This is a genomic window from Aliidongia dinghuensis, from assembly GCF_014643535.1.
GTDB classification, from domain to species: Bacteria; Pseudomonadota; Alphaproteobacteria; order ATCC43930; family CGMCC-115725; genus Aliidongia; species Aliidongia dinghuensis.
The window spans coordinates 178,671-191,118 of record NZ_BMJQ01000014.1 but is presented as its reverse complement, the minus strand read 5'-3'; the positions used below and the strand labels follow the sequence as shown (position 1 = coordinate 191,118).

Annotated in this window: 9 protein-coding genes; 4 read left to right on the top strand and 5 right to left on the bottom strand. The window is 68.1% G+C overall.

Annotation, left to right across the window (positions count from 1 at the left end):
* Window positions 1-130: 130 nt before the first annotated feature.
* Window positions 131-715, bottom strand: a complete 585-nt coding sequence (locus IEY58_RS24770; protein ID WP_189050762.1) for an LOG family protein — start codon at window positions 713-715, stop codon at window positions 131-133.
* 365 nt (window positions 716-1,080) lie between these two features.
* On the opposite strand from IEY58_RS24770, the gene IEY58_RS24765 reads away from it, so the two are divergent.
* Window positions 1,081-3,714, top strand: a complete 2,634-nt coding sequence (locus tag IEY58_RS24765; protein ID WP_189050760.1) for an MMPL family transporter — start codon at window positions 1,081-1,083, stop codon at window positions 3,712-3,714.
* Window positions 3,715-3,735: 21 nt separating this feature from the next.
* Here IEY58_RS24765 and IEY58_RS24760 read toward each other — a convergent pair whose 3' ends face one another.
* Window positions 3,736-4,422 carry an ABC transporter substrate-binding protein gene (locus tag IEY58_RS24760; protein ID WP_189050758.1) on the bottom strand — a complete coding sequence of 229 codons (687 nt, stop codon included), beginning with the start codon at window positions 4,420-4,422 and terminating at the stop codon, window positions 3,736-3,738.
* A gap of 76 nt (window positions 4,423-4,498) precedes the next feature.
* Window positions 4,499-6,424 carry a 1-deoxy-D-xylulose-5-phosphate synthase gene (dxs, locus tag IEY58_RS24755; RefSeq protein ID WP_189050756.1) on the bottom strand — a complete coding sequence of 642 codons (1,926 nt, stop codon included), beginning with the start codon at window positions 6,422-6,424 and terminating at the stop codon, window positions 4,499-4,501.
* A 293-nt stretch (window positions 6,425-6,717) separates the two neighbouring features.
* On the opposite strand from dxs, the gene ispH reads away from it, so the two are divergent.
* From ispH to IEY58_RS24740, 3 genes are all read left to right on the top strand, one after another.
* A complete protein-coding gene (gene ispH, locus IEY58_RS24750) occupies window positions 6,718-7,656 on the top strand; it encodes a 4-hydroxy-3-methylbut-2-enyl diphosphate reductase (RefSeq protein WP_189050754.1) in 939 nt (312 codons plus the stop codon).
* A 74-nt stretch (window positions 7,657-7,730) separates the two neighbouring features.
* Entirely contained in the window at window positions 7,731-8,777 is a 1,047-nt protein-coding gene (locus IEY58_RS24745; protein WP_189050752.1) for an NAD(P)H-dependent flavin oxidoreductase, read from the top strand.
* A gap of 91 nt (window positions 8,778-8,868) precedes the next feature.
* Window positions 8,869-9,711: a PhzF family phenazine biosynthesis protein gene (locus tag IEY58_RS24740; RefSeq protein WP_189050750.1), complete on the top strand. Its 843-nt coding sequence runs from the start codon at window positions 8,869-8,871 to the stop codon at window positions 9,709-9,711.
* Here the strand turns inward: IEY58_RS24740 and IEY58_RS24735 are convergent.
* Window positions 9,708-10,394, bottom strand: a complete 687-nt coding sequence (locus IEY58_RS24735) for a phosphorylase family protein (RefSeq protein ID WP_189050748.1) — start codon at window positions 10,392-10,394, stop codon at window positions 9,708-9,710. The genes IEY58_RS24740 and IEY58_RS24735 overlap by 4 nt on opposite strands.
* Window positions 10,391-12,373, bottom strand: a complete 1,983-nt coding sequence (shc, locus tag IEY58_RS24730) for a squalene--hopene cyclase (protein ID WP_189050746.1) — start codon at window positions 12,371-12,373, stop codon at window positions 10,391-10,393. Before shc ends, IEY58_RS24735 begins: the two co-directional genes overlap by 4 nt.
* Window positions 12,374-12,448: the final 75 nt, after the last annotated feature.

Sequence of the window (12,448 nt, the reverse complement as noted above, 5' to 3'; positions counted from 1 at the left end):
CGGCACGCGGCAGCTCGTTCCGGATTATGGGATCCGGTTCGCGAAACCCAAGAGGTTCGGCCGCGGCGCGAGGGCGGAGGACCATAGCATCTGAATTAGGGCCGACAAGAGGGCTCTTGTCGCAAGCGCGTCACATCCACTTCGATTCGACCGGCTGCCGCGGCGGGCTCACGGCATAGAGCGCCGGCAGGATGTCCTCGATCCGCGTCACGGTCTGATAGAGATTGCGGCAGTCGGGCTGAGCGAAGCCGGTTTCGATGATCCGGTCGAGCAAATCGACGAGCGGCGCCCAATAGCCGTGGACGTCGGCCAGCACCAGCGGCTTGTCGTGCAGGCCCAGCTGCCGCCAGGTGATGATCTCGAACATCTCGTCGAGCGTGCCGTAGCCGCCCGGCAGCACGACGAAACCGTCGGCGCGTTCTGCCATCAGCTGCTTGCGCTCGTGCATGGTGTCGACGAGCACGAGCTCGCTCACCGTCTGGTGCGCCACCTCGCGCTCGTGCAGATGCCGCGGGATGATGCCGACGACCCGGCCGCCCTCGGCCAGCACCCCATCCGCCACGCGGCCCATGAGGCCGACGCGGCCGCCGCCGTAGATGAGCTCGATGCCGGCTCGGCCAATAAGGCGTCCCAACTCCGCCGCCGCGTCCAGGAAACGCGCATCGACCCGATTGGACGATCCGCAATAGACGCAAACGCTCTTGATCGACGCCATCTCACCCTCAATCACTGCCATTTTCGCACATTCGGCCCGGCATCGGCCGCAATGCGACCCGCCGCCCGGTGGGGCCGGGCGTCGCGTTCCGCTCCGATCCGCATGGTAGATGTCTACATCTGGCGTTTCCAAGGGACTATCGCTAGGGTGCCGACCGAGACCCCCGCCTGCCGCATTGCTCCGTCCACCATCGTTTCCCGAGGTTCCGCGCTCTTTGCCTTCCCGCTGCCGGAATCGGCCGGCAGGGTGGGAATGTCTGCGGTCTTCAGCCTTCGGATGGACGAGGGTGCGGCTGCGGGATGGGGTAAGGGGCGCGATGCCGGCGAGGAGCCTCTCGTCGGCATCGCGCTTTCGATGAGGGGGACATGGTCGGCTTACTTTCAGCCTTGGTCGATTTCTGTCGCCGGCATGCCGGGCGCGTGCTGCTGGTGGCGCTGCTGCTGACGGTGCTGGGCGGCTGGTTCGCCGCCGACAATCTCGGCGTCAACACCGACACGAGCAAGCTCTTGTCGCCCGACCTGCCGTGGCAGAAGCAGGGAGCGGCCTATGACGCGGCGTTCCCCAACAGCACCAGCCTCACGACCGTCGTGCTCGATGGCAAGTCCTCGGATGCGGTCGAGGATGCGACCGCCGCGCTTGCCAAGGCGCTCGCCGACCGCACGGACGTGTTCAAGAGCGTCCGGCGGCCGGACAGCGGCCCGTTCTTCAACCGCTACGGCCTCATGTTCTTGAGTAAAGAGGAGCTGGCGCAGCTCTCGGACCAGATCGCCGAGGCGCAGCCGCTGATGGGGCCGCTCGATGCCGACCCGAGCCTGCGCGGCCTGTTCGGCGTCTTGGGCCAGGCACTGACCGGCATGGAGGATGGCGAAGCGTCGGGCGACAAGCTCACGGGGCCGATGGCGCTCTTCGCCAAGACCATGGACAGCGTCACCGCCGGCAAGCCCGTGCCGGTGAGCTGGGGCCAGCTCATGACCGGCAAGCCGCCGCGCCCGGAGGAGCTGCGCCATTTCATCCTGGTCCAGGCGAAACTCGACTTCAATGCGCTCGAACCGGGTGCCGCGGCGAGCGCGCTCATCCGCCAGACCGCCGCCGACCTGGGCCTCGCCGCCAAAGGGGTCACCGTGCGCCTCACCGGCGAGGTGCCGCTCGAGGACGAGGAATTCGCCTCGGTCAGCGAGGGCGCGGGAACCGCGACCGCGATCACCGTCGTCGTGGTCATCGGCATCCTGCTGTGGGCGCTCAGGGCGCCGCGGCTCATCCTGGCAATTCTGGTGACGCTCGTCGTCGGGCTGGTCCTGACCGCCGCCTTCGCCGCGGCTGCGGTCGGCACGCTCAACATGATCTCGATCGCCTTCGCTGTGCTGTTCATCGGCATCGGCGTCGATTTCGGCATCCAGTTCTCGATGCGCTATCGCGCCGAGCTCCACACCGTCACCGGCGGCGTCGTGCCGGCGCACCGGCCCGTGGCGAACCAGGAGGCGCTCCGGCGTGCGGCCCGGGGCATCAGCGGGCCTCTGGGTCTGGCGGCGCTCGCGACCGCCGTCGGCTTCTATTCCTTCCTGCCGACCGACTACAAGGGCGTGTCGGAGCTGGGCCTCATCGCCGGCACCAGCATGTTCGTGGCGCTCATCGCCAACCTCACCGTCCTGCCGGCGCTGCTGACCGTGCTGCCGGCGCGCGGCAAGCCGGAGGCCGCGGGCTTCGCCTGGGCGGCGCCGATCGATCGCTGGCTCGCCGGCCATGCGAAGCCGGTGCTGGCGCTGGCGCTGCTGCTGGGCGTCGCCGGTGCCGCGAGCGTGCCGTTCGTGCGCTTCGACGCCGATCCGCTCGACCTCAAGGACCCGAGCAAGGAGTCGGTCAAGACTGTCAAGGAACTGACCTCCGACCCGCTCGCTTCGCCCTATAGCATCGAGATCCTGACACCGAACCTGCAGGCGGCCGATGCTCTCGCCGACAAGATTTCGGCCCTGCCGGAGGTGCGCCAGGCGCTCACCTTGTCGAGCTTCATCCCTGATGACCAGCCGGCGAAGCTCGATATCCTCGATCAGACCAAGTTCCTGCTGGGGCCGATCCTGGATCACGCCGCATCCCTGCCGCCGCCGAGCGACGACGAGGAGCGGGCGGCACTGCGGAACTATGCGGAGCACCTGCGCAGCTTCCTCGCCGGCACGCACGGCGCCTCGCTCGGCACCGCCGGCCCCACGCTGCAGGCCGCGATCGAGCATTTCCTCGCCTCTCCCGGCAGCGGTGACGTGAAGACGCTGCGCGACGCACTGCTCGGCGGCTTCGAGGGGCGCGTCGACATGCTGCGCGCCGCCATGTCGGCCGAGAAGCTCACGACCGAGAGCATGCCGCCCGAGATCCGCGACGACTGGATCGCCAACGACGGCCGGGCGCGCGTCTCGGTCTTCCCCAAGGGCGACATGAAGGACGAGCGGCAGATGGCGGCCTTCGTCGCCGCCGTTCGCAAGCTGGCGCCGGAGGCGACCGGCGCACCGGTGTCGATCCTCGAATCGGGCAAGACGGTGAGCAATGCATTCCGCACCGCCTCGCTGCTGGCGCTGTGCGCCATCACCGTGGCGCTTGCGTTCATCCTGCGCAGGCTGCGTGACGTGGTGCTGGTGGTCGTGCCGCTGGCGCTTGCCGGGCTCTATGCGCTCGGCACCAGCGTCGCGATCGGGCTCGCCTTCAATTATGCGAACGTCATTGCCGTGCCGCTGCTGATGGGCATCGGCGTCGCCTTCGACATTTATTTCGTGATGCTCTGGCGCACCGGCCACGGGCCGGTCGAGCTCCTGCAGACATCGACGGCGCGTGCCGTCGCGTTCAGCGCGGGCACGACCGGCACGGCGTTCGGCAGCCTGGCGCTGTCGCACCATGCCGGCACGGCCAGCATGGGGCTGCTCCTGATGATGTCGCTGATCTACGTGCTGGTCTGCACGCTCATCGTCCAGCCGGTGCTGATGACCGTGCTGGGCCGAGGGCACGGCCGGGCGTAGACCGCCCGGCCGACCAATCCATCACTCCGCGTCGCCGGCGCCGTTCGCCTGGGCGGACGTCTTCTTTTCGAGCGCTGTCAGCAGCGCCTGATAGCCGCCCTGCTGCAGCACGGCAGAAAATTCCGACCGGCGGGTCGCGAGCTCGCTGATGGAGCCGGTCAGGAAGACGTCGACGATCTGCGGTCCGTGGTCGCTGTCGCGCATCAGGTAGGTGAGTGTCACGGCCGGGTCCTTTGGCCGGGTGAGGCGCGTCGTGACCAGTGTGCCGCCGCTCGAGGCGGGCCGCTCGCCGTCGTTGGCGAAACCCTCGCCGCCATAGCCGTCGAAGCGCCGGGCATAGGTCGCGACGACGAACTTGCCGAACGCGTCGATGATCTGGTTGCGCTGGTCCTCGCTCCATTCGGTCCAGGGCGCGCCGACGACGATGCGGGTCATCAGCGGGATGTTGAACGCCTGGTCGATCGCGGGGCCAAGCTCCTTGGCGCGGCCCTCGTACCCCAATTGCTCGGCGCGCTTCATCACGCTCAGCAGGGTGGTGTCGAACCGGTCGATGACCGCGCTCGCGGGTCCGCTTGCGGTAGGCTGCTGGGCTGCCTGGGGCGCGACCGGCTGCGGGGCCGGCACGGCCTGGGCAAAGCCCACCGTCTGGAATCCGGCGAGTAAAAGGGTGAGGGCCGCGCTTGCGGCCCTCAGTTTCGGATATGCCATAGAAGCCATTCGTGACGTACCTGCCAAAGCGGAAACGGCCTCGACGCCGTCTCCGTTCCGGCTGAACACGGTTGAATCAGGCGCTGACTGTCAGCACGGCATCCGTGCGGCCGAGGGCTGCCAGCGCAGTGGCGGTGATGTGGCGGGCGTTGAGGCCGGCCGCGTCATATTGCTTCGCCGGTGCATCGTGGTCGATGAACCGGTCGGGCAACACCATCGGGCGGATCTTGAGGCCGTTGTCGAGCAGGCCGGCCGCCGCCAGGTGATGCACGACATGGCTGCCGAAGCCACCGATCGAGCCTTCCTCGACCGTGATCAGCACCTCGTGCTCGCGCGCCAGGCGGTTGATGAGCTCGACATCGAGCGGCTTCGCGAAGCGCGCGTCGGCGACCGTGGTCGAGAGGCCGAACGCTTGCAGCTCGTTCGCCGCCTTCATCGCTTCCGCAAGGCGGGTGCCGAGGCTCAGGATCGCGACCGTCGTGCCTTCGCGCAAGATCCGGCCCTTGCCGATCGGCAGCGGCACGCCGACCTCGGGCATCTCGACGCCGACGCCGTCGCCGCGCGGATAGCGCAGCGCCGACGGCGCTTCGTTATAAGCGACTTGGGTTGCGACCATGTGCACGAGCTCCGCCTCGTCGGCTGCGGCCATGATGACGAAGTCGGGCAGGCAGCCGAGATAGGCCAGGTCGAACGAGCCGGCGTGGGTCGCACCGTCGGCCCCAACCAAGCCGGCGCGGTCGAGCGCGAAGCGCACCGGCAGCTTCTGGATCGCCACGTCGTGGACGACCTGGTCATAGCCGCGCTGCAGGAAGGTCGAGTAGATCGCGCAGAACGGCTTCATGCCCTCGGTCGCGAGGCCTGCGGCGAAGGTCACCGCATGCTGCTCCGCGATGCCGACGTCGAAGGTCCGCTCCGGGAACACCTTGGCGAACAGGTTGACGCCGGTGCCCGACGGCATGGCCGCGGTGATGGCGACGATCTTGTCGTCCTTGCGCGCCTCCTTGATCAGGCTCTCGCCGAATACGTTCTGGTAGGAGGGCGCGTTCGACTTGGGCTTGGACTGGGCGCCGGTCACGACGTCGAACTTCGAGACGCCATGGTACTTGTCGCCGGCCGCTTCAGCCGGCGCATAGCCGTGGCCCTTCTTGGTCACGACATGGATCAGCACCGGGCCGATGTCCTCGGCATCGCGCACGTTCTTCAGGACCGGCAGCAGATGGTCGAGGTTATGGCCGTCGATCGGGCCCACGTAATAGAAGCCCAGCTCCTCGAACAGGGTGCCGCCGGTGACGAGGCCGCGGGCATATTCCTCGGCCCGGAGCGCTGCATCCTTGAGCGTGCGCGGTAGCGACTTCTTGGCGAGGTCGATGGCGCCATGGCGCAGGCTGACGAAGCTCTTGGACGACAAGAGGCGCGACAGATAGGCCGAGAGTGCGCCCACGGGCGGCGCGATCGACATGTCGTTGTCGTTCAGGATGACGATGAGCTTCGTCTTTTCGCGGGCGCCGGCGTTGTTCATGGCCTCGTAAGCCATGCCGGCGCTCATCGAGCCGTCGCCGATCACGGCGACGACGGTGTTCTTCTTGCCCGTAAGCTCGCTCGCGACGGCCATGCCGAGGCCGGCCGAGATTGAGGTCGAGGAATGGGCGGCGCCGAACGGGTCGTAGGCGCTCTCCGTGCGCTTGGTGAAGCCCGAGAGGCCGCCGCCCTGGCGCAGCGTGCGGATTTGGTCGCGCCGGCCGGTCAGGATCTTGTGGGGATAGGCCTGGTGGCCCACGTCCCAGATCAACCGATCGTCCGGCGTGTTGAACACATAGTGCAGGGCCACGGTCAGCTCGACCACGCCCAGGCCGGAACCCAGATGGCCGCCGGTGACCGAAACGGCCTCGATCATCTCTTGCCGCAGCTCGTCGGCCAGCTGCTTCAGGTCGGTTTCCGGCAGCGCACGCAAATCGGCCGGGATGGTAACCCGGTCGAGAAGGGGTTTGGCTTGACCGATCACGTTCGCTCCTTAACTCAGCTCCGCCCGGCGCTCCGGCCGAGCCGGAAATTCGCCAAACTTACCCGCTTGGGCAGGATTGCGGCAAGAATGTCGAAAAGACGACGGAAATTTCAGCCGACTAACAGGCTTCATTTCGGGGGGGAAAGTCAAGCCGAACTCCCGATTGCGGGTCTGGTGTGACTTGGGCGCGGCTTTGCCCGTCCAGGGCAATCATGCTAGCTTGCGCCCGCCGCCCTGAATCATCACATGTCGGCGATTGTTCGGGGATCACGAGAATATCGGGGCTTGGTTGAATGAAAGTCATCTTGGCGAAGCCGCGCGGCTTCTGTGCCGGTGTCGAGCGGGCGATCGAAATCGTGGAGCGCGCGCTCGAGAAATACGGCGCGCCGGTCTATGTCCGCCACGAGATCGTCCATAACAAATATGTGGTCGACAGCCTCCGGGCCAAGGGCGCGCAGTTCGTCGAGGAGCTGGACGAGATCCCGCCCGGCGGCATCACGGTGTTCAGCGCCCACGGCGTTTCGCAGAAGGTCGAGGACGATGCGGCGCTCCGTTCGCTGCCGGTCATCGATGCGACCTGCCCGCTGGTCTCCAAGGTGCATGCCGAGGCGCAGCGCTATGCCGACGGCGGCCGCGACGTCATCCTGATCGGCCATGACGGCCATCCGGAGGTCGAGGGCACCATGGGCCGGGTCAACGGCAAGGTTCATCTGGTCGCGACTCCGGAGGATGTGGCGCGACTCGAGGTCTCGGATCCGCACCGGCTCTCCTACGTCACCCAGACCACGCTCAGCGTCGACGATACCAAGAGCGTCATCGACGCGCTGACCCAGCGCTTCCCCGACATCGTCGGCCCCAGCACCAAGGACATCTGCTACGCGACGCAGAACCGCCAGCGCGCCGTGCGCGAGCTCGCGAACCTGGTCGACGTCATCCTGGTCGTGGGCGCGCACAACAGCTCGAACTCCAACCGGCTGCGCGAGCTCGCCGGCGAGATGGGCATCCGCGGCTATCTGATCGCCGATGCCTCGGCGCTCGATCCGGCCTGGGTCAAGGGCGTCAATGCCGTGGGCGTCACGGCCGGCGCCTCCGCCCCGGAAGTGCTGGTGACTGAGGTGGTCGAGCGCCTGAAGCAGCTGGGTGCCACCGAGGTCGAGATCCTGGCCGGCGTCGAGGAGAATGTCCGCTTCAAGATGCCGCCGGAACTGGCCGACATGGCCGCTGCGTCGTAACAAGAGGACGCACGATCGACGGAGCGCGGGCGCTGCCGATGGCAGCGCCCGTTTTGTTTGGGCTGGAGGCGATGATGACGGAAGCCGCTGCGACACCGACCTTGCCGACGCCGCTGACCGAACGCTTGGGCTGCCGATACCCGATCATCTCTGCCGGCATGGGCGGCCCGGCGCGCGCCGAACTGGCGGCGGCCGTGTCCGAGGCCGGCGGCTTCGGCCTGCTCGGCATGGTGCGCGAGGCGCCGGCCTTGATCGAGAGCGAGATCGCGGAGGTGCGGCATCGGACGGCACGGCCGTTCGGCGTCAACCTGATCCCGTTCGCGACCGATCCGGCATTGCTGCAAGACGAGCTCGCGATCTGCTTCAACGCCCGCGTGCCGGCGATGTGCTTCTTCTGGGAGGTGTTCCCCGGCGTCGTCGAGCAGGCGAAGCGGGCCGGATGCCTGGTGCTCTATCAGGTGGGCTCGCTCGAGGACGCGCTGCTTGCCGAATCGGCCGGGGCCGACATCGTCATCGTCCAGGGCGTCGAGGCCGGCGGCCATGTGAAAGGCTCGCTGCCGCTGTCCGTTCTGCTGCCGCGGGTGCGGGACCGCCTGCGGATCCCGGTCGCGGCATCGGGCGGCATCGTCGACGGCCGGGGGCTTGCCGCCGCACTCGCCCTCGGCGCCGACGGCGTCCATTGCGGCACGGTGTTCCTGGCGAGCACCGAGTCCTTCGCCCACGACTATCACAAGCAGCGCATCGTCGAGGCCGGGCTCGACGACACGGTGCATACGGACCTCTTCGCCATCAACTGGCCGCCCAATTCGCCGGTGCGCGTGCTGAAGAACAGCGTCACCGCCGAAGCGGGCCAATTGTGGGGCCATCACCCGGACCGCCTGCCGCGCGAGGTGATCGGCGAGGATGGCGGGCGGCCGCTCTACAAGTTCAGCACGGACTCGCCACTGCGCTCGACGACGGGCGACCTCGAACGGATGGCGCTCTTCGCCGGCCAGGGCGCCGGCCTGATCGGCGGCATCCGGCCGGCGGCCGAGGTGCTTCGAATGATGATGCGCGAGGCGACGAGCGTGCTCGGCGAATTGGGCGCGCGGATCGCTGAAACCAAGGCCAGGCCAGACTGAGGGCGCGCGGGCAGGCGGTCCGATCAACCTGAAGCTCGAAGCGACGCCGAGTTTTGCGCTCATGCATCGATGGCATGAGGGAAGGGAGGACATGACCGACTACGCGTTCAAGCAGGTCGACGTTTTCACGACCAAGGCATTCTCCGGCAACCCGCTTGCGGTCGTGCTGGGCGCGGACGCGCTCTCCGCCGCTCAGATGGCGGCCTTCGCCCGCTGGACCAACCTCAGCGAGACGACGTTCCTGCTGAAGCCCGAGGCGGCCGGTGCCGACTATCGCGTGCGCATCTTCACGCCGGTCCGCGAGTTGCCCTTCGCCGGCCATCCGACGCTCGGCAGCTGCCATGCCTGGCTCGAGGCCGGCGGCCGGCCGCGCGGTGCCGAGATCGTGCAGGAATGCGGCGTCGGGCTGGTGTCGATCCGTCGCGATGGCGACGCGCTTGCCTTCGCCGCCCCGCCGCTGCGTCGAAGCGGCCCTGTCGACGACGGCACCGTCGCCCAGATCGCCCGCAGCCTCAGGCTCACGCCCGAGCGGATCCAGGCCGCGCAATGGGTCGACAACGGTCCCGGCTGGGTCGCGGTCATGCTGGGCAGTCGGGTCGAACTCTTGGCGGTGCGACCCGACTTCGCCGCCATGGCCGGATTGACGCTGGGCGTCGTGGCGCCGTGGGATCCGGCGACGGACGGTGCCGAATGCCAGTTCGAGGTGCGCGCCTTCGTTCCGGACGAGAGCGTGCCGGAGGATCCCGTTACCGGCAGCCTGAACGCCGGCCTTGCCCAATGGCTGATCGGCGCCGGCCGGGCGCCGCCCGCCTATGTCGCGTGCCAGGGCACCGCGATCGGCCGGGCCGGCCGGATCGAGATCAAGCAGATCGGTGCGGACATCTGGGTCGGTGGCCGATCGATGACCCGCATCGACGGCCGGGCCGCGATCTAGACCAGGCCGAAACCGGAAGCCGCGCCCAACCGGGCAGCGGCGCGCAGGGTTTCGGTCGCCTTGGTCGCCGCCCGCCCGAGGCGCATCAGCGCCGGGATCTGGGCCGGTCGGCGCAGGACCGATGCCAGCACGGCGGCGAGGTCGGTCGCGCCGTCTGGTTTGATGCCGACGAGGGCGGCCGGCGGCAGCGCGTCCGCGGCCGAATCGGCGACGACGCGCACGATGAGCAGCGGCAGGGCAGGGGCGGCCGCAGCCAGTACGTGGCTTTCCATATCGACCGCGACGCCGCCGCTGGTTGCGAACAGCGCCGCTTTTGCCGCGACCGTCCCGATCGCTATGTCGCTGCCCGCGACCGGCGCCTGGATCGGCCGGTGGGCGCGCAGCAGCGCCAGGGCCGCAGCATGCCAGTCCGGATCGACCGGGACGGCGCCGCCGGCCGGCGTGAGCAGCTGTGCCGGCAGCAGCAGCGTACCCGGTGCCAGCGCCGGATCGAGGCCGCCGGCGAGGCCGAAGCTCAGGAGATGCGTGGCGCCGCCCTCGACCAGCCGGCGTGCCGCCCGGCGCGCGCCGTCGAGCCGCGCGCCGCTCAAGGCAATGCGGTGCGGTGGGACGAGGCCCGAAAGACAGCGGGCCTCCGACTGGAGGCCCGCGAGGATGCCGATCTGGACCGCCAAGCCGCTCACATGCCGTGCATGACGAGCTTGGAGTTGCCGGTCTTGAGGTTGCGATAGCGTGCCAGCGCCATCAGCGGGAAATAGGCACGATAGCCGTGGTAGCGCAGGTAGAACACGCGCGGGAAGCCCACGGCCGTATAGGTCTCTTCATGCCAGAGCCCGTTTTCCGGTCGGGTGCGCAGCAGATAGTCGATGCCGCGCTGGGTCGCCGGATGGTCAACGGCGCCGGCCGCCATCAGGCCCAGCACCGCCCAGGCTGTCTGCGACGCAGTCGAGCCGTTGCCCTCGCCGTGATGGCCGTCGTAATAGCTGATGCCGTCCTCGCCCCAGCCGCCGTCGGCGTTCTGCTTGGAGGCGAGCCACTCGATCGACTTCTGGATGCCGGGCGACGACAGGTCCTCGCCGGCGGCGTTGAGCGCGCACAGCACCGACCAGGTGCCGTAGATGTAGTTGGTACCCCAGCGGCCGTACCAGGAGCCGTTTTCTTCCTGCTCGCGCCACAGGTACGCGACACCCTTGTCGACGACCGGGTTGCCGCGCTTGTAGCCCAACTGCGCCAGCATCGAGATGCAGCGCGCGCTGACGTCGGCCGTCGGCGGGTCGAGCAGCGCGCCGTGGTCGGCGAACGGGATGTAATTCAGGTAGTAGTGCTCGTTGTCGGCGTCGAACGCGCCCCAGCCGCCGTTCTTGCTCTGCATGCCGATGACCCATTCGACCGCGCGCTCGATATTCTCGCGGTGCTTCGGATCGCCGGCCCGGTCGATCGCCATCACGACCGCAGCGGTATCGTCGACGTCGGGGTAATGGGCATTGGCATACTGGAACGCCCAGCCGCCCGGACGCACGCCCGGGGCCGATTGGATGTAGTCGCCCTCGACATCCAGGATCTGCTTGGAGGCGAGCCAGTCGGACGCCGCGGCGGCGGCGCGCCTGCCGGCTTCACTCGCCTGGCCGTCGTTGCGTACGTCGCCCACTTCGAGCATCGCGTGGCTCGCGAGGCCCGTGTCCCAGACCGGCGAGACGCAGGGCTGGACCATCGAATCGCCGTCGGCGTCGGTGATGATGAGCTTGCGGAGCGCCTTCTTGGCGGTGACGAGGCGCGGATCGTCCTTGGCGTAGCCGAGGAGCTCCATCGCCATGACGGCGTTGGCCATGGCCGGGAAGATGGCGCCCAGGCCGTCCTCGCCGTTCAATCGCTCCTCGACGAACGCGATGGCGCGCTCGATCGCGCGCTCGCGGCCCTTCTTCGGGAAGGCCGGCTCGACGAAGCGCACGACATGGTCGAGCCAGCGGAACGCCGTCGCCCAGAAATTCCGCGTCGCGGAATGCAGGTAGCGCTTCTCCTCGAACGGCGGCGTCTGGAACAGCTCGACGACGTCGACCTTGTTCGGGTTCTTGGCCTGCGGCTTCAGTGCCATCAGGATCAAGAGCGGTGCGATCACCGTGCGCGACCAGTAGCTGACCTTGTCCAGGTGGAACGGGAACCACTTGGGCAGGGTCATGATCTCGACCGGCATCACCGGCACGGCGCGCCAGGGGACCTGGCCGAAGAGGGCGAGTGCGATCCGGGTGAAGACGTTGCAGCGCGCAGCACCGCCGGCGCTCAAGATCGCCTGGCGGGCGCGAAGCATGTGCGGCGCGTTGATGTCGTCGCCGGCGAGCTTCAGCGCGTAGTAGGCCTTGACGGTGGCACTGATGTCGAACGGCCCGGCGTGGAACAGCGGCCAGCCGCCGTCGGCGCCCTGCGTCTTGCGAATATAGCGTGCGATCGACTCCTGGAGATCGGGCTCGATCTCGTCCAGGTAGTGCATCAGCATGATATATTCGGCGGGAATCGTGGCATCCGCCTCGAGCGCGAAGACCCAGTGCCCGTCGCCGTTCTGGCGCGAGACGAGGACCTCGGTCGCGCTTTCGATCGCGCTGTCGAGCGCGGCGATCGAAGGCTCGGCCAAGGATGCGGCCCGCAGCGTGTCGTCAAGTTCGGTCATGGTCAGCGTAGGTTCTTCACTCGGCGAGACGTTTCGCAATTGCAGCGAAGCTTCGTCAAAAATAGCGCGAAGCTC